At 36.3% G+C, this 18140-nt stretch carries 17 protein-coding genes; 1 reads left to right on the forward strand and 16 read right to left on the reverse strand.

From position 1 onward, the window contains the following. Nucleotides 1–551: 551 nt before the first annotated feature. The 13 genes from WMO14_RS12645 to WMO14_RS12705 form a co-directional block, all read right to left on the reverse strand. On the reverse strand, nt 552–950 hold the full coding sequence (locus WMO14_RS12645) for a C-GCAxxG-C-C family protein (protein ID WP_022502753.1): 399 nt from the start codon (nt 948–950) through the stop codon (nt 552–554). 14 nt (nt 951–964) lie between these two features. Further along, nucleotides 965–1978, reverse strand: a complete 1014-nt coding sequence (locus WMO14_RS12650; protein WP_349153932.1) for a DnaJ domain-containing protein — start codon at nt 1976–1978, stop codon at nt 965–967. Between the two features lie 101 nt (nt 1979–2079). Continuing rightward, complete coding sequence (locus WMO14_RS12655; RefSeq protein WP_022502755.1) at nt 2080–2712, reverse strand: cytidylate kinase-like family protein; 633 nt, start codon at nt 2710–2712, stop codon at nt 2080–2082. Between the two features lie 63 nt (nt 2713–2775). After that, nucleotides 2776–4128: a Na+/H+ antiporter NhaC family protein gene (locus WMO14_RS12660; protein WP_070101779.1), complete on the reverse strand. Its 1353-nt coding sequence runs from the start codon at nt 4126–4128 to the stop codon at nt 2776–2778. 322 nt (nt 4129–4450) lie between these two features. Next, complete coding sequence (locus tag WMO14_RS12665; protein ID WP_022502757.1) at nt 4451–5632, reverse strand: PucR family transcriptional regulator; 1182 nt, start codon at nt 5630–5632, stop codon at nt 4451–4453. A 180-nt stretch (nt 5633–5812) separates the two neighbouring features. Beyond that, nucleotides 5813–7072, reverse strand: coding sequence for a cytosine deaminase (codA, locus tag WMO14_RS12670; protein WP_349153933.1), 1260 nt, complete (start codon nt 7070–7072; stop codon nt 5813–5815). Between the two features lie 272 nt (nt 7073–7344). Further along, nucleotides 7345–9072: a sensor domain-containing diguanylate cyclase gene (locus WMO14_RS12675; RefSeq protein ID WP_349153934.1), complete on the reverse strand. Its 1728-nt coding sequence runs from the start codon at nt 9070–9072 to the stop codon at nt 7345–7347. A gap of 92 nt (nt 9073–9164) precedes the next feature. Then, entirely contained in the window at nt 9165–10817 is a 1653-nt protein-coding gene (locus WMO14_RS12680; protein WP_090139721.1) for an ABC transporter ATP-binding protein, read from the reverse strand. Nucleotides 10818–10964: 147 nt separating this feature from the next. Continuing rightward, complete coding sequence (locus tag WMO14_RS12685) at nt 10965–13220, reverse strand: GNAT family N-acetyltransferase (RefSeq protein WP_349153935.1); 2256 nt, start codon at nt 13218–13220, stop codon at nt 10965–10967. A gap of 85 nt (nt 13221–13305) precedes the next feature. Then, on the reverse strand, nt 13306–13830 hold the full coding sequence (locus WMO14_RS12690; protein ID WP_055175119.1) for a GNAT family N-acetyltransferase: 525 nt from the start codon (nt 13828–13830) through the stop codon (nt 13306–13308). 18 nt (nt 13831–13848) lie between these two features. Continuing rightward, entirely contained in the window at nt 13849–14334 is a 486-nt protein-coding gene (locus tag WMO14_RS12695) for a YaiI/YqxD family protein (RefSeq protein ID WP_349153936.1), read from the reverse strand. Nucleotides 14335–14387: 53 nt separating this feature from the next. After that, a complete protein-coding gene (locus WMO14_RS12700) occupies nt 14388–14951 on the reverse strand; it encodes an HNH endonuclease (protein WP_349153938.1) in 564 nt (187 codons plus the stop codon). 43 nt (nt 14952–14994) lie between these two features. Beyond that, nucleotides 14995–15513 (reverse strand): DEAD/DEAH box helicase family protein, encoded by a 519-nt coding sequence (locus tag WMO14_RS12705; RefSeq protein ID WP_349153939.1) that lies wholly within the window; start codon nt 15511–15513, stop codon nt 14995–14997. 335 nt (nt 15514–15848) lie between these two features. Here WMO14_RS12705 and WMO14_RS12710 point away from each other — a divergent pair, with 335 nt between their 5' ends. After that, entirely contained in the window at nt 15849–16088 is a 240-nt protein-coding gene (locus WMO14_RS12710) for a DUF6061 family protein (RefSeq protein WP_055232114.1), read from the forward strand. 121 nt (nt 16089–16209) lie between these two features. Here the strand turns inward: WMO14_RS12710 and WMO14_RS12715 are convergent, their stop codons facing one another. From WMO14_RS12715 to WMO14_RS12725, 3 genes are read right to left on the reverse strand one after another with little or no spacing between them, the layout of a single operon-like run. After that, the gene (locus tag WMO14_RS12715) at nt 16210–16473 is read right to left on the reverse strand and encodes an HTH domain-containing protein (RefSeq protein WP_306723538.1); all 264 of its coding nucleotides are present in this window, start codon (nt 16471–16473) and stop codon (nt 16210–16212) included. 31 nt (nt 16474–16504) lie between these two features. Next, nucleotides 16505–17185 carry a DUF6033 family protein gene (locus tag WMO14_RS12720; RefSeq protein WP_118265072.1) on the reverse strand — a complete coding sequence of 227 codons (681 nt, stop codon included), beginning with the start codon at nt 17183–17185 and terminating at the stop codon, nt 16505–16507. 40 nt (nt 17186–17225) lie between these two features. After that, on the reverse strand, nt 17226–18083 hold the full coding sequence (locus tag WMO14_RS12725) for a hypothetical protein (RefSeq protein ID WP_349153940.1): 858 nt from the start codon (nt 18081–18083) through the stop codon (nt 17226–17228). Between the last annotated feature and the right edge of the window lie 57 nt (nt 18084–18140).

Raw genomic sequence — 18140 nt, forward strand, 5'->3', positions numbered from 1 at the left:
TTGGAAGCTTTGCTTCCTCTGTCTGCGGGTCGCTGACGTGGGAGGGGGAATTAGCTTTGTCGGACGACACTTGGAAGCTTTGCTTCCTCTGTCTGCGGGTCGCTGACGTGGGAGGGGGAATTAGCTTTGTCGGACGACACTTGGAAGCTTCGCTTCCTCTGTCTGCGGGTCGCTGACTGAGGGGGAATTAGCTTTGTCGGACGACATTTGGAAGCTTTGCTTCCTCTGTCTGCGGGTCGCTGACTGAGGGGATAAGGTTTGCTGGGTGGCGTCCCTCCACTGTTTTTGCGTGAGTAGCGCGTTCCAGAGCTTCGCTCTGTCACTGTCGCGGTGCTCCTCGAATACGCTAACAAAGCCTCTTGCTCACTTCTGCAAGCAGAGTTCGGCAAGTGTCTTTGTTAGTGTATTCTCATCGCTACTCACGCAAAAAAGAGTTCACGAAAGGAAGCGCCGGTGGTGGTGCTCCCCTTCGTGAACTCTTTGAAATTCACTCTATTTGTTTTTTATTTAATTGTTTATTACTATAGCACTTGTTGAAATATTTTGCAACATTAATCTTCTTTGTTGGTGATTTCGTCTATTAATTCTATGGACTCTTTTATCATATTATCGCAATGTTCCTTCTTTACTCCGCCTTTCCGGGCGTTGTTTCTTAGAAGGTCTACGCAATCTGTTAAGCCATCGTGGTTGGCGGCTATTCTTTTTCTGAATTCTGTTATTACGGCAGGGGAGTCTATTCCTTTTGCACCTAATACCATAAGAGCACTTGTTATTGCTCCACAAGTGCCGCCGCATTTCATTCCGCCACCAAAGTTACAGCCTATTGCTGCTGCCTGCTGTTCGGTCATTCCTAATTCATCGGCGTAGGCTCTCATTATTGTCTGGGCACAGTTGCTTACCATCGGGGTTTCATTTCTTAACTGCATTGCTTTATCTATATGTCTATTCATTGATTGTCCTCCAATTACATTTTAGAATATTTAGTAAGTATTTCCTCAATCTGCATATTTATGCTTTCAGGAAATGTTCCTGAATTATTATCAGAAATTTTTATCCAAAAGTCAAGATTCTTGTATTTCACATTGTGTCTTGTGTTGTTCTTATCCTGCCTGGTGGCAATCTGGACTTTTACCTGTGCTCTTTTTTGTTCAAGAAGTGGAATTATTATGTAATATAGCCTGTCGTCCCTGAATGACATATAGCCTGCGGCATTTCCCGATTTAGTCTTTAAATATAGACGGTGATTTTTAAGTGATTGTGGGTATAGTGTCATACCTGCCCGTAAAAATGGGGCATTAGCTTGTATTTCAAGCATTGAGTCTATATAAAATATCTGTGCATTATTCTGCTTTACCGGTGTGATAAGTTCATTAAGTGTGTAGGTTGCATCTATATACTGCTGGGCTAAAAGGTATGCAAGCTGTGCTTTTATAACTGCCCTTCTTGTATCCGATATGCTTCCTTTCCTTCTGTTATCTATACCTGATAACAGCTTATCACTGCTTTCTGATATACTCTTTATGAATAATGTAAAATCTTCTTCTATCGTCCAGATATATTTGCCTTTTGCTATAACAAAGCTTCCGGTAATATTTCCTCTTGCACCTTCTGCATAATGATATATATTACGGCTTGTATACGCATTATCATTAACAGGTGCATCCCAATTACCGCCATCGGAAGCATATGAATTATAGTCCTGATAATATTCTTCATCATATGTGTACTCTGATGAATAACTATCATCGCTGGAATTATTGAAATAACCAGACATTTTATTATCAGATAAATTCTTAATAATAATTGAATATGCCTCATTAATCTCCTGCGCACTATATTGATATGTATTCTTCCCTGACTTTAATGAATCGGGATGCACCTTTAACATCAGTTTTCTATATTTTTTCTTAATCGCTTTTATATCAGCAGACTTGGATACTGCTAATATTTTATATGCCTGTTCTACACTCATCTTCATAGGGTTATCCTGATATGCTCTTTCTATTGGTTACATTTACCGATTATAATTAACTTATTATAAGCAGTAAATGTTTAGATTACGCATATGATAACACATACTTAGTTAAGCGTATATGTTTTTAAATCAAATTTCTTCTGAATAAAATCCACAAGATACTCAGCTGTACCCTCAACGCCCAAAGAGCTGCTGTCTATCATTATAGTCTTGTGCTTAGGGTCTGATGGAAGAAATCCTGCATAGTGCATATGGTAATTATCTCTTGCCTCATCTACTGACCTTATCATCTTCTTGGCTTCTTCTTCGCTTAAATGCAGATCATTTACACAGTTCTTAACTCTCTGTTCATATGGAGCATAAATGTATATATGCACCGCATTTTCTTCATCAGAAAGGACAAAATCCGAACAACGTCCAACTATTATACAGCTTTCTCTCTCAACTAAGAATTTCATAATATTCTGCTGGGCTTCAAATATTCTGTCCTGCTCTGTGCTTGACTGTGTTCCAAGAGGATACATCATTCTCTTATATGAATTAGTTGATGTCTTCTTAACCTTTTCTTCAAGTTCATCTATCTGTGATACTGGAAGATTAAGCTTCTTAGCCGCCTGCTCCACTATATCCCTGTCATAATATTCAACTCCAAGCTTCTTACTCATAAGCTTGGCTATTGGACGTCCAAGGCTGCCAAACTGCCTTGCTATTGTAACGACATATTTCTTATCACTCATAACTGCCTCCATTCTGAAATTATTCTTATAATTCCTATATACATTTTATAAAACTAACACATTTTACATAACAAATCCTAATACAAGGAAACCAATTATACTTATTCCAGCTCCTATAAGTACATATGGAAGCTGTGATACCGCGTGGTCAAAGTTATCAATACCTGAACCCTGTGAAGCAAGAACTGTTGTGTCACAGTAGAAGCAGGCGTGATTACCAAATGCACAACCTGAAAGAATTGCTGCCATTATAAGTATTGCATTGGCTCCTACACTTGCACCAAGTGGAAGAAGAACTGGTGCAACAAGTGTACATACGCCCCACGCATTGGCTATCATAAATGCTAATATACCAGTAATGATAAATGCAAGCATTGGGAAAATCTTTGCTGATAATATTGGCTGTGTAATATCTATGAAGAACTCTGTCATCTGCATCTGGCTTGCAATTGTCTGGAATGTAAGTGCTGCTATAAGGAGAATTATAATAGGAAGCATATCTGCAAATCCTTTTACGAAATTATCCCAGTATTCTGTAAATGTCATCAGCTTTTCTGCAAGATACATAACAAGTGTTACTGCAAGACATATAATCTGTGCTACTACAAGGTTACCTGTAACACAGGCTACAACTACAAGTACAAGCATTGGAACAAGGAAATTGAATATGTTGCCGTCCTGTTCGCCTTCGCCATCGTCCATATTGTACTTCTTACTTGCATCACTGTAAACCTTACCTGTTGTTGCAACTCTTTCATAAGCCTTCTTCATTCCGCCAAGCTTAGGAAATACACCTGCTGAGAAAAGAATTACAATAAGTAATGCAACTATTGGATATATACAAAATGGAATTGCTTTAATATAAGCTCCCATCCAGGTCTTTGCACCAAGTGCCTGAACACTCTCCTGTGCGAAGAAGATAGCTCCAAAATATGCTGCCCAAGATGAGAATGGGAACATAACACAGACTGGTGAACCTGTACTATCAAGAAGATATGCAAGTGCTTCTCTTGGTACTTTTACTTTATCATATACCTTCTTCATTGCTGTACCTATTGATAATACATTAAGATAATCATCAATAAATATAATTACACCTAATATAAATGTTGTGAATAAAGTCTTTCTTTCGCTGTTACATATCTTTGAAACAATCTTTGCAAATCCAAAATGTCCCTTAGAGGCTGTAAGAAGTGCTATTATACTTCCAAACAAACCACATACAAGTATTAAGTATGCTTCATCACTCATAACACCTTCAAGTGTATTAACCCATTCGGTTATAAAATCCTGCTTATATAAAAATATTGCTCCTATAATTGAACCGCCTATAAGAAATGGCTCACATTTCTTAGTAGCTATAGCACCTATGACAATACCGATTACAATTATTACTGCTATAAGACCGTAGCTCATAATCATTTCCTCCTGTTATATAAATATTTATTAATATCTGACGCGTCCAGCGGTACATTTTATATACCGCAAGATAAACAATGAATGTGCTTTAGTAATTTCTATTTCAGCCTTTACTGCCAGTTAGATTAACATTTTTACTAATACACAAAAAGGGACTTCCGCTAATATTACCATTAGCAGAAGCCCCTTTGCTTCTTGTCTATGTTCAAGAATATATCACTAAGACATATATACTTCAACATTCTTTTATAAATATTTTATTGTTATGACTTCTAATAACAATCTTGTATTACTTCATTTGTTCTCACAGCACAAATGTCTATCTTACCTCAAGACATATCAAAGCATTCATAAACTCCAGACGTGTCATCGCATCATCAAAATTCCTGCCCGTAAGCTCAGTTATTCTCTGTATTCTGTACTTTACTGTATTACGATGCGTAAATAACTGTTCAGAAGCGTGAAGCAGGCTGTTATTGTTCCAAAGGTACGCTTTTAACGTCTGTAAAAGATTCGTATTATTCTCCTTATCATAGTCAATAATTATGCCTAATGTACTGTCAACAAAGTCCTGTATAAGCTTTTTATCTCCAAATTCAGAGAACAGGTTATATATTCCCATTTCTTCATACCAGAACACACTTCCATTAAGCTGTATCTTCTCCGAAAGGATTACACACCTTGAAGCCTCCGTAAAACTTTTCTGCAAATGTGATATTCCATTATATTCACGTCCAATTCCCATAACAAGCTTTATATCCGTATACCTGCCCTGCACGTATTCAGATAATGCTTCGTAAGATTGATTAATAAGACCGTGTGTATCATCAGCATTTTCCAAACAATTAAAACAGCCAACTATGTTATTAGCATATCTTGATAAAATCAGACTTCCATTGTTCTGTGCAAAACTGTCCCTCAGCTTATTCATAATGAAATCATAATCAAAATTCTCTATCTTATTATCTGAATGAATATTAATCATAAACATACGGTTATTACCATTGATGTCATAGCCAGCTTCTTCAAATTTAATAGAAAATGCTTCTATATTGATGTCCTTTCCAAATATAATTCCTGAAAGAATATCATCACTTAATACATCTGAGTCTTTATTATACGCAATAGCGTGTCCGATTTCTTCAAAAATGTCAACAAGAGGAATTTCACCTGATATGACAAATATCGGAAAATCGTTAAGATTGGAATAGGATATTATTGTACTGTCTATACTGGCAATGTACTTATCGCCAACAAGAAGCAATGCACCTGCCATATCAAGCTTCTTAGCTTTCTTAATAACTGCTTGCAGGTCAAAATCCTTACTCTGTATAACAGGCGTGCTTATAATCAAAAGCTCCTGTCCCTTTACCCACTTCGCAAAATTCATATTCTCAGGCTTATATACCCACCTTATTCTATTAGACAAACCACTCTTTCCTGCTATTATTCTGGCTTTCGCCATTGAGGGGAGAGTGAGAAGATCTTTACATTGAAACATATTGCTGCTCCTATATTATGTTGTTATAATTATTTATAGTGCCATAAGGAACTTTTAAGATGAGCACTTTTGTGCTCATTATATCATATGCCCTGCGTTGCTTTTTCACGCATCCGAAGTTTCGAAGAAACTTCTAAGTGACTACGAAGTAGTCATATTATATCATAATTCACTCTTTATCTATGCCATAAATTCACTCAAAGCCTCGAAAACCACTGGTGCTTTCTTAAACAGATATTCACCATTACGGACACTTGCAACAACATCGGCTCTTTCGCATACTGCCTCGAATTCGCTCCTGGCATCGACAACAATAAAGTTAGCTGGCTTGCCTGCCTCAATTCCATATATGTCTGATATGTTCATAGTCTTAGCACCATTAACAGTTATAAGGTCAAGGCAGTTATCCATTTCCTCAAATGACATCATCTGGGCTATATGTATACCATTATCAAGCACATTCATAAGATTGCCATTGCCTGCCGGATACCAAGGATCCTGAATTGAATCCTGTGCAAAGCATACATTTATTCCATTTTCATATAATTCCTTAACTCTTGTAAGACCTCTTCTCTTAGGATATGTATCCTGTCTGCCCTGAAGATATATATTCTCTGTTGGGCAGGAAATGAAGTTAAGTCCTGCTTTCTTAAAATTCTTCATCATTCTGAATGCGTAGCTGTTATCTACTGAACCTAATGAACAGGTATGGCTTGCTGTTGTCTTAGGTCCGATTCCTTCAACAATTGAAAGTGCTGTAAGAAGCTCCACAAACCTGCTCATTGGGTCATCACTCTCATCACAGTGTACATCAATAAGCTTGTCATACTTCACAGCTAATTCAACAACCTTATGGATTGATTTCTCACCAAATTCCCTGCAATACTCAAAATGTGGAATACCACCTACACAATCAGCACCCATTTTAAGTCCTTCTTCAACAAGCTTGTCGCCATCTTTGTAAGAATACATTCCTTCCTGTGGAAATGATACAATCTGGATTGTTACAATATCTTTTAATTCTTCCTTTAATTCAAGAAGTGCCTTTAAGGCTGTGAGGTTAGGGTCAGTTACATCAGCGTGTGTTCTTATGAACTGGACACCGTGTGACACCTCCATTTTAACTGCCTTTATTGCTCTTGCCTTTATCTCATCAATTGTTAAATCTGATTTAGTTTCACTCCACCTTTGAATTCCTTCAAATAATGTTCCTGTTCCGTTAGCTGCGCCCTGCTTTCTTGCTGTGAATACATAATCAAGATGAATATGTGGGTCAACATATGGTGGCAGTGTAAGCTTGCCTCCCAAATCCTCAATTTCACAATCACTATCTACATCTATATGTGGTGCAATTGCCTTAAATACTCCGTCCTCAACAAGTATTTCCTGTAATTCATTATATCCTTTTAACTTTGCGTTAATAAATTTCTTTCCAGCCATATTATACCTCTTTTCCTGCCTAAGATATTAACACTGAATTCAAATATCAAATGGCATTGATTAATATGGTCTGACTATAACAATCAATATAACAAACAACAAGCATTTGTTCCAAAGTAACAAGCATTTTATGCTGTTTTAACAACATTTTATAATTATATTTGTGCTGGGGATACATACCCATCATAACTTTTAATATAAATCCCTTAACAGCACAAAAAGAACACAAAAGGGATTTGGAAGGTGTATCCCAAATCCCTTTTATTTTAACTTTATTCTCTGTTATTATGATACATCTCTTTCTCCATATACATAAGCTTATCTGCCGCCTTTAATAATTCTTCTAAATCGTCAACATACTCTCTCCACAGAACTCCTATGGATATGCTTACTTGTTTATCCTGCATTATATTTTTCAAGGCTGTAATTCTTTCTTCATATTTATCACGCTCAATATTCTGCTCTATAATTACAAATTCATCCCCACCTATCCTGTAAGAATTATCCGGGAATACCATTTTGAATGTGTCTGCTGCTGTACATATGAACTTATCACCATTAGAGTGTCCATAATTATCATTAATTGCTTTCAGACCATTAAGATCTATGTAAGCAACTCCGACATTTTTAAGTATCTGGTCTTTAGCCGCTTTAACAATGCTTATATATTTGTTACGATTGTACAAACCTGTAAGCATATCCCTGTAACTTAAATAACGCATCCTATCCTGCTGCACACGCTTTTCAAGACTATTAGTAACAAAATATTGTATAGAAGACAATAATGCCATATCCTCGTAATGATTAACCGGATTGTCCACTCCAAGAAATCCAATTATATTTCCATCTCTTTTTAATGGCACTGCAAGAAGTCTGTCTACATTCTGTTCATGCAACATATTGTATACAGGTTCTTCCTTTTGCTTGCTGACATCTGCTATATAATATGGCTTTTCCTCTTTAAAATTCTCCATCCATAAACTTACAATATTCATTGAAAGCTTTTGAATCTTATCCTTCTTTGCTGTAATACTATCACTAACATACTCATAGGTGTTATCCATTGTATTATCATCGTAATTATTTTCAAAAATATAACATCTGTCCGCACCAAAATAATTATTAATAATTGCAAGAAGATTATGTATAGCTATGTTAATATCCGCTTCAGTTGTCAGTTCTGCTATACACTGGTTAAGCACCATAGATATTTCAAGTTCAGCCTCTGTCTTAATCTGCTTCTGTTCCAGATTGTTAAGTTTCCTGTCCTGTTCACCAATAACAGTTATATACATAACTATCATTGAATTACATACAGCTATATCAATCAACGAAATTTCATAAAAGTAGAACTGTATTATTGCCGCTACAATTGGAAGAATAATATATGAACCAAGTGAAGAAATTGTAATATTGCTTAATTTCTTTCTGTATTCTATCAAAAATGACATCTCTACCATCATTCCTGTTACAGGTATAAAAATAGATATTATAAAACCTTCACTTCTATGATATACATTCTGTGCATCATAATAGTAATACAAATCTGTAAACTGTGAAATAATAACCAGAGCTACTGCCACGGCACACAGTATATTTATAAATGTTGCTCTTTTTAAAGTTCTTTCTTCCTGTTCCGTAAAAATAAAACTGCACACATACCTGTGGAACAAATATAATATTATATTATTGTCAAGAAATACTATAAAATTACTTATCCTTACAATCCAATATCCAAATATACCCGTCCAGCCTCTGAATATACAGGCGGTTGCATCACTGAGCAACAGAACAGCTGTTGCAAACTGCAAAAGTATCATCCACAGCCTCTTACGGCGGTCAAAATTCTTACTTAAAATCATTCCCACCCCTGCTATTAAGCAGAATACACAACCCCAGACCAACATAGCAATATTAACATATTGCACATCAAAATATGACCTATTATTTCCAATTGTAATGCTTAACAACCTGTTAATGCTATACATAATATCTTCCACTTTGTCCACCTGATATACTTTAATTCATTAAATTACCCAATACAAAAAATATTATCACATTCTGGCGTCATTGTCATTATGAAATATTGTATTTAACAGTTTATTACACGTCCTGTTCTTGCCGTAACCCTGTGTGATATTGATATAACTGTTCTGTTTTCAGATACACCTTTAAGTGCTGTAAGAACATCTCTTTCTGTATTGGCATCAAGATTGGCTGTTATCTCATCAAGTAAAAGCAGCTCCGGGTTGGCAGCTGTAGCTCTTGCTATGGATAACAACTGCCATTGTCCCTGCGAGAATAATTCCTGCGTACACTGGGTATCGTATCCATTTTCAAAGTTCATAATTGTATCGTGAAGTCCTGTAAGCTTTGCCGCTTTGATAACAGCTTCGTCAGATATGGACTTGTCATAAAGTGTTATCTGGTCTTTAACTGTTCCAGGAACAATATGGAATGACTGCTCAACATAACCGAATATTTTTCTCTTTCTGTTATCTGGTATCGCGGCTGAATTCATATCATTTATAAGGATAGAACCTTTCTGTGGATTATACAGACCTAAAAGCAGCTTGAATATTGTACTCTTACCTGCACCTGTCCTTCCTGATAGTGTAACCTGCTCTCCTCTATTTACAACAAATGTCTTATCAGCTATTACAGTGTGGTCAGCCTCATATCCGAACGTTACATCATTGAACTGGACATAAGGTGTATCATTTTTACTATCAAATGTCTTTTCTGCCTGTAATTCTTCATTATTATCTAGTACTGGAAGTTCAAAGAATTCATTTATTCTTCTCACGCCCGCAATCGCTGACTGTATCGTCTGGATTTCCATTCCAAGACTTTCAACTGGTGAGAATATCTGTGATATATAGTTAATAACTGCTACTGCTGTACCTGCTGACATACCAAAAAGTGTAAGGACTTTGGCATTGCCTGAGGCTGAAAACAACATAACTACCGCCACTACAACTGCATTTAATATAAGAATAACTGGTGAATATACGGCATCGTAGAAGTTGGTCTTTTCCATAGCTTTGTAGCTGTCGCTTATATATTCATCGTATCTTTTCTCCATATACTTCTCCTTGCCAAGATTATGGATCGTACGGATATTGTGAAGTGTTTCAGGTACATGTCCTGAAGCACGGCTTACTGCTCGTCTATTTTTTAACTGGGCATCAAGCATATTCTTCTGTATATGTCTTGTAAACCAGAATAAAAATGGAAGAAGCACCATAAGCACTGTTGCAAGTCCTTTATTTCTGAACCAGATAACTGCAAGAATACTTATTATCTTACACGCATCTGCAAACATACTTACAATTCCCGATGTAAAAAGGTTCTCAACTGTATCAACATCACCTACAAACCTTGATACAACAGCACCTGGCTCCTGCTTATTAAGTGAGTCAGTAGAAAGTCTTACAAAATGCTCCATAAGTCCACTTCTAAGTGCGTGTGTTATCTTCTGCCCAAATACTGTAAGAAGCCCTTCTCTTGTGGCTTCCATAAGACCTGTAATAACTGTAAATGCCATATAAAGAAATACAAGATATACAGGCATCTGACTTCCTGTTGTGAGTGTATCTACTATTTTTCCAAGTACAAGTGGTGGATAAAGAGCTGTTATAACCGCACCACATACTGAAATTATAATTCCAAGAGAAAGCCATTTTCTCTTTATTATAGTATGTAATATTATTGAAACTACGTTGTATGAATTCTTGTTATTCATTTTCTTATTATCAACGTTATTAATATTATAATTATTGGCTTCTGTGCTGTTTACATTATTACTACTCAATATTATCCAACTCCTTTTTCTTATTTTCGTTGGTATTTTTATTTTGTAATGTACCTTTTTCTGTATGTTCAGCCACGTCTACCTCATCTGTGTGCTGACATTTTCATACAACTTCCTGTACTGCGGACACTGTAACATAATCTCTTCGTGTGTTCCAACTATTGCCTTTCCATTATCCATCCATATAACCTTATCCATCTTAGGGAACATATACAGACGATGTGTCATAATAATTACAATATTATTCTTTGCTATATCACAAAGGTTGTTATATATCTTTTTCTCAGTGCTTATATCCAGTGCTGAAAATGGATCATCAAGCACAAGTACCGGCTTCTTATGACAAAGCGTTCTGGCAAGTGCTATTCTTTGTGCCTGTCCACCTGACAGTCTTACACCACCATTACCAATAAGTGTGTCAACTCCATTTTCCATCTGTGCAACTTCTTTATCGATACATACGTCCTTGAGGTATTCTGATACATTGCAATCATCACCAAGAAGCACGTTATTCTTAATAGAGTCATTAAAAAGCTCTGTGTCGTGTCCAAGATAACTTATTATTCCCGACCTTACATTATCAGCAACACTGCTTAATTCATTTCCATTATACTTAATACTTCCCTTATATGGACATTCGCAAAGGAAGGTCTTTCCAAATGTTGACTTACCGCAGGCAACCGGACCCGTAACGCCTATAATCTCCCCCGGCTCTGCAGTAAAGGAAATATCATTATATACAGTTTTTCCATCTGGATATGTAAAACTTAAGTTTTTTACTTCAAGCTTTCCTGATGTCTGATTTTTACAATCTGTATCTTTATCCTGAATAACCATAAGCGGTTTAATACGTTTCCACGAAACCTGTGACTTATGAACTGCATTAAACAGCTTTGCCGCCTTTGAAGACTTATCCGATAACTTTATAAAACAGGCAAGGAATGTCGTAAATGCCGCGATATCCCAGCTTTTCCACCCCGTTCCAAGTACATTTTTACTGCCGAAATATAATATAAATATTATACCTGTCATTGATATAATCCTGTATAAGGGTGTCATTGAAGAATTCCATATATTTGCCCTGATAGCAGCTTTCTCATATGATGAAAGATTATCTTCGTATGCAATTCTTCTGTCCTCTTCCCTTCCGTATACCCTGTAAGTTATGGCATTAGAAGCTCTGTCTAGTGTGGCATTGCTTAATATTCCTGACTGTCTTTTATATTCTGCACCTGTTCTCTGTACGATAATCTTCATCTTCTCTGCAAGCATATAAGATATAGGTGGAAATATCATTGCAATGAGTGCCAGCCTTACATCATATACAAGCAGCATTCCTGCATATGCAGCCAGTGCTACTCCTGTATCAAACACCTCTGTTGTGAACTTTCTCATGCCCTCAGCACAATCATCAACATCAAGGATTGCCTTTGTCATAATATCGCCCATACCTTCACTTTCAAGTTCTGTCTTGCTCTTTAACACAAGCGTCCCATACAATATCTTCTTCATTCTTCTGTTGACATTATTCGCAAATCTTCTCACATAGAAACGCTTTATATATCTTGATATCTGAACAACTGCAATAGATACAATATATGACACTACAAGTATAAGCATATCCTTGTATACAGCATTTTGGCTTAATATATCTATAAGACATCCTGTCATCTTACCCTCAAACCAAGGGCCAAGCAAAAGTCCAAAGTTATATATAAGACCTGAAACTGTTATTATAAGCAGTACCTTCCACTCTTCTTTAAAATATGATAGTATTCTGTCGGCTGCAAATTTCTTGTTTGCGGTCACTTTTTTGTTATCTGAAAGATTTACTCCATTATTTCTTAATTTAAAATCCAATCTCATCTGGTGCCACAGGACATTTCCATGAGTGGATTTATCTGTTATCCCCTCATCAATGAATCCAAACTTGGAATAATATGGAACAAGGCTTTCTTTACAAGTTAATACAAGCCCTTTCCGGTTCTGTTTTCTGGCATCTAAGATAGCCTTCTTAATCAGCTCTTTCGCACATCCACATCTGCGATATTCAGGAAGAGTATTTACACCAAAAATCATCTGCCATGCACCATTCTCATTATGCATTGATGCATTTTCATACATGTCATCTGTAAGATCAGCCTCATCCGTAACAAAACCATCTACAAACGCAATGAGTTTACCCTCATCAAACATAAGCCAGAAATGATTTCCATAATATTTTATTCTCTGCTCAAATTCTTCTTTAGTTGCTGCCTCTAAAACAGGAAAACACTCGGATTCAACCGATGTAATATCGTCTAAATCAGCCATTGTTGCATATCTTATATTCACAATCGTTCCTTCTTTACTATGATTTTTTCATTATAGCTTCCTATAAGGCAGATAATGCTCATTATATGTGCATATCTAATACTTTCTACTCAATCACATACTCATACATTCTAAACTGCCTGTTTCCAACCACCTCATAAAATATGTTTTCAGTACTTACATATTTAAAGCCAGCTCTGATATATAACTTGTCAGCTAGTGTGTTCTTATCTATTACATCAAGGTGAATGGCTTCAATGTTTTCCAACTTAGCATATGATATTAAGTTTTTTACAAATTGAGTAGCAAGACCCATACCGCGGTACTCATATCGCACTGCGAGAGCATGGATTATCCATACATTATTATCTCTTTCATTTACTTTCCACGCTACCTTTTTATACTCTTTATTAGAATTACTGTTAACTATGGCACATGCCTTAATTATTCCTTCATCTCTTAATACGAACAACTCTTTCTTAACAATACCAGCCATTAAAAAATCTGCTGAAGGATGTACACCCTTTTCCCAGTCAGGAAAAGAAGGTTCTTCTTTGCTTTTATCTATTAAATCCCAATAGAGATTTTCTATCTCATTAAAATCCTCCAGGCATGCTAATTCAAAATTCATATATCTGTCTCCTAATTTTTATTTAACTCCAGCTCTTCCAGACATCCGGCTGGTATCCAAGTGTTGATACTTTTCCACTAGTCTCTCAAAAGAGGATTCAAAGTTTAAATCATCCTTATCACTTCTTTTTCTTGGACCTTTCATGTGGTTTTTACTGCTTGCCCGCCTTGCCTTCTTACTTATATGTCTTTCCATTAACATAAAATCAATATTTTCATTTGTATACCATTTCCCGGACTGATGAATGGCATATGCACCCTTACTTAATGCCATGGCAGCAACACCATAATCCTGCGTAACTACTAAATCTCCTTTTTCACAAAGGCTTATTAACTTAAAATCAACCGCATCAGCTCCGGCACCCACATATACCACTTCTGAATAGTTTGATGTAAGATAATGATTAGTATCACACAAAAGCGTTACGGCAATATTATGACTCTTAGCTATTCTTTCAACTATCCCTATCACAGGGCATGCGTCAGCATCTACATATATATGCATACTCTTATCTCTTTCATTTACAATCAATTGTTATATACATTTAGGAACTTTCTCTATTTCATTCCCACAGATAACTTATACCAGCGTTTTATGTATGGATCATCAAAAAGCTCAAGGTCGTTTTCTGTAAGTTTCACAAAAAGATCAGTAAGCCCGTCATACTCATTAATGTCTCCTGCAGGATACAGTTTCCAGTTTAGCTGCTCTATTGTCCAGTTACTCTTAACTGAATTGTGAAGCATAGACGTTGTCGCATAATTAGACGGGTTATCCTCTCCTCCAATGGCAATAGGAATGATGTGGTCAATTGTTGGGACCAGCTCCCAGTAGGCACTGTGACATTCTTCCATCTTCCAATGGCTCTGATATGGAAATGCATCCGGCATGTAATATGATAACACCTTTAACAATCCCGGATTAACAAGCTTTTCCCCGGTATATCTGTCTATAAATCCGTCTCTTACAAACTGCTCATACTTTTCCTTATCTGTATAGCTTCTTCCCTCCGGTTTTAACTTCTTAAATGGGTATTCCTTATTTATTACATTCTTTGCCGATTCGATATTACCTGTGAGAATACTCTCTGCACTTTGTTTGATTGTTGTAATCTTATCCATAAAAACGCACCTGCTTTCCTTTATCAGTTTTATAAACAGGAAGTTACCGAGTTATGCTTTCAATTATTTCTTTTGCAACACTATCAATGCTCATGTTAGACGTATCTATTATGCTTGCATCATAATAGTGATTACTTAAATACTGTGTTGCCTCTGGCATATAGGTTACTGCCAAATCGATGTCTCGATTTTCTTGGTTATTTATGCGTTGATGTAGGATTTCCGTCTTGGCCGTTAATATAAAATGGTGACTCTCAATATTTGCGAAGCCATCTATAAGTTTCTGATTGCAATAATCATTAATCAATGCAACTGGAATGACTAAACAGTTGCAACCTCCTTCTTGTATTATTTCTGTTATTTCATCAACGAGAGCATCAACCAAATATTTTTTAGCTTCTGGATATCTTTTCCCAAAACGATCAGAATCTGAAGTTGGCTTATATTTTTCTTGCAATGCATCGAATTCAAGCAGATGTGCCTGTGGTATTTTCTTAACAATCGTAGCAGCAACAGCAGACTTTCCAATTCCAAAAGTACCATCTATCCAAATGATCTTCATATTCTTCTCCTGTAAATTCCGATTTTCTTAATTCTACAAACTTGAATTGAGATTTCACCTGTTTTAAGAGATTTAATAACTGTTATATTTTGTTATTAAATTCTCCACAAGCCCTTGAAAACACTGGATTTATCGCAGGTGAGCTTTTCCTTATTGTTTCCCTTGTGTTATATCGTCCCATCAGTGTTTACGAACTCTGATAAGGGCAAATACAAGGGCAAGAAAAATCTATAAAACAGTATAACACAAAATAAAAGTGACATGGTGAACTGATTGAAATGCTTCTGATTTTTGTAACTGATAATTGATTGAATGATAAGGAGAGATAAGATACGATGAGAACAATATTTGCAGAATACAATCCACAGCGCAATAGTATTGATGTTTACACCTCTGCTGGCTATATGCTCCGCATTGATTGCTGGGAAGCTGAAAAGAATTTAAAAACTACACCCGGATCAGACTGTGCATTAAACGCACTTGCTATTGATGAACCACTTGAATATGTACGATTATATTTGGACGGGAATATGCAGATGTGGGTAGATGCAGAAGATTCATTAGAACTATGGTGATTTTTCGACGGTGTGAAATTTTTTCTGTAAATTCAGATCTTCTATGATAATTGATGCGGCTTAACAGCAATTTTCTGTTGTTAAGCCGTTGTTTATTTAATAGCAAAAATAAGCCGGTATGTCAAGAGCACCCAGAAAATCTGAACGTACATTTACTCTTGATCATCCGGCTTATTTTCAACAGCACTAAGATTACCTTTTTTAATATTGTTTGGGATACTCCCTCCATAACCGTCACATCAATTTTATACTTTACTTCGATTTCAACTTTTTCTGGTGGATTGACTAAAAGCCTGTCAATATCATTTTCCTCAACACCAGCCATTTTTGCTATCGTTAGCTTGGATATGCCATAATAGGAAACAAGCAGTTCCAACCAATGCACCAATTTGATATTTCCCTTTTACCGAATCCTTTTATGCCTTAACATCACAACTTCCTCCGATAGATGGAGCTGTACCTACTGCCTGTGCTACAACATTCTCTGTAATGCTTTTCATATCCGTACCAATTGCAAATATTGTGCGTCTATCTTCCTGAATTTTCTTCATCTGCTCTTTTCTTTCAGCTCTCCGTTCCACAAGTTTTTGTTCATTTTCTTTCTTTTTCTCGATTTTTCTATCTTCATAAGCCCTTTTTTGTTCTTCGCTTGGTCCTGTAATAACCATGGAGCCCATATTACCATCCTTATCTATCCATATCTGACGATACTTAACTTCACTACCAGTCATTGATTTAATCATTGAGTCAGCCCATCTATCTAATGCTGGAATTTTTGACAACATATTTTCATATTTTGTGGCAACCTTTGGATTACTCATCATCCTATTTAAAATCTCAGGAGCAATCCTCACATCCGTTTTTCCTGTACGATTAGCTGTTTTTACATTTTTATCCGAACTTCCTGCCACAATATCTATTTGAGGATTTTTTTCCTGCAATTTTTTTACATAATCTTCCTGACTCTCTTCTGTTTTGCCCACCAGTGAATTTTCCTTTGTTTTTTGAATATCACAAGCTGCCTTTTTAACCGTGTTCTTGTACCCTGATGCATAATACGATGTGTAACTGCTGTTATCGATACCTGTAATTGCCATAATCCTACCTCCCTGTTATTGAAACTTAAAATAATTTCTATTATATTGAACGACTTGGATATTTAATTTCCGTTGATGTAAATTCATCTTCTGCCGAAACATTGATATGCCCACTGCTGTCAATGGCATACTCTTTACCATAAACGGAAAACGTATCTCCTTCTTTATATCCGATTTCTATCCAGTTTATATCATTTAACTGTTTTATCTTTGCGTCAACATTTATGGTCTTTCCTGATTCCTGCAATAAATAAGTGTGTTTTCCTGCTCCCGCATCTATAGAAAAGAATCCCGGAGAAATCCCGACTTTCTCACAGACGGACAATACCTCCTCATTGCTGTAGAGATACCCACACACACTCTTTCCCTGTGCCAGATCAGACAGGATATTGCCTGCCTTACACATTTCCCACTTATAATTTGTTCCTTTTTGATTTGTATTCTCTGCAAGCAACGATTCCGAGGCTGCCCAGCCTATTCTTCCATTATTGACCGTCCATGTATATTTACCGCCACTTGATGTTGTCCATGCATAATAACTTTTATTACTTAGTACCAGAGAATTATTCGCAGCACAAATGCCTGACATGGTGCTTGTATTCATTTTCGGTACTGCATAATTAGGTACTACCTGTCTGCTCCCATTAAGGTCAAAGGAAATAACCCCGTACTCCTTAAAATCAGAATTATATCCACAGGAAACATTCTTCCCAAAATTGATTGCATCCAAAATAGCACTTGAATTATTATAGTTTGCAAAATAATAAGCTAATTCACTGTTAGAAATATTCGCATTTTTATCTATCAGTGCAGCTATGGATTGCTTTGAAAAGCCTCGTGCAGCATCAGAAATACTTAAACTGTCCTGTTTTTTATTATTTCCTGCTCCAAGCAACATCTGTATTGCTTTTTGGTGTATTCCTGCCTCTGCCTGCTTTGAATATGTCAATAGCTG

It is taken from the genome of Lachnospira rogosae (ex Hitch et al. 2025), assembly GCF_040096455.1.
Classification (GTDB): Bacteria; Bacillota; Clostridia; order Lachnospirales; family Lachnospiraceae; genus Lachnospira; species Lachnospira rogosae.

Excerpts from the sequence above, each read along its gene's own strand:
- WMO14_RS12645 (WP_022502753.1), bottom strand. The coding sequence starts at position 950 with ATGAATAGACATATAGATAAAGCAATGCAGTTAAGAAATGAAACCCCG.
- WMO14_RS12650 (WP_349153932.1), bottom strand. The coding sequence starts at position 1,978 with ATGAAGATGAGTGTAGAACAGGCATATAAAATATTAGCAGTATCCAAG.
- WMO14_RS12655 (WP_022502755.1), bottom strand. The coding sequence starts at position 2,712 with ATGAGTGATAAGAAATATGTCGTTACAATAGCAAGGCAGTTTGGCAGC.
- WMO14_RS12660 (WP_070101779.1), bottom strand. The coding sequence starts at position 4,128 with ATGAGCTACGGTCTTATAGCAGTAATAATTGTAATCGGTATTGTCATA.
- WMO14_RS12665 (WP_022502757.1), bottom strand. The coding sequence starts at position 5,632 with ATGTTTCAATGTAAAGATCTTCTCACTCTCCCCTCAATGGCGAAAGCC.
- codA (WP_349153933.1), bottom strand. The coding sequence starts at position 7,072 with ATGGCTGGAAAGAAATTTATTAACGCAAAGTTAAAAGGATATAATGAA.
- WMO14_RS12680 (WP_090139721.1), bottom strand. The coding sequence starts at position 10,817 with ATGAATAACAAGAATTCATACAACGTAGTTTCAATAATATTACATACT.
- WMO14_RS12690 (WP_055175119.1), bottom strand. The coding sequence starts at position 13,830 with ATGAATTTTGAATTAGCATGCCTGGAGGATTTTAATGAGATAGAAAAT.
- WMO14_RS12695 (WP_349153936.1), bottom strand. The coding sequence starts at position 14,334 with ATGCATATATATGTAGATGCTGACGCATGCCCTGTGATAGGGATAGTT.
- WMO14_RS12700 (WP_349153938.1), bottom strand. The coding sequence starts at position 14,951 with ATGGATAAGATTACAACAATCAAACAAAGTGCAGAGAGTATTCTCACA.
- WMO14_RS12705 (WP_349153939.1), bottom strand. The coding sequence starts at position 15,513 with ATGAAGATCATTTGGATAGATGGTACTTTTGGAATTGGAAAGTCTGCT.
- WMO14_RS12710 (WP_055232114.1), top strand. The coding sequence starts at position 15,849 with ATGAGAACAATATTTGCAGAATACAATCCACAGCGCAATAGTATTGAT.
- WMO14_RS12720 (WP_118265072.1), bottom strand. The coding sequence starts at position 17,185 with ATGGCAATTACAGGTATCGATAACAGCAGTTACACATCGTATTATGCA.
- WMO14_RS12725 (WP_349153940.1), bottom strand. The coding sequence starts at position 18,083 with ATGTTGCTTGGAGCAGGAAATAATAAAAAACAGGACAGTTTAAGTATT.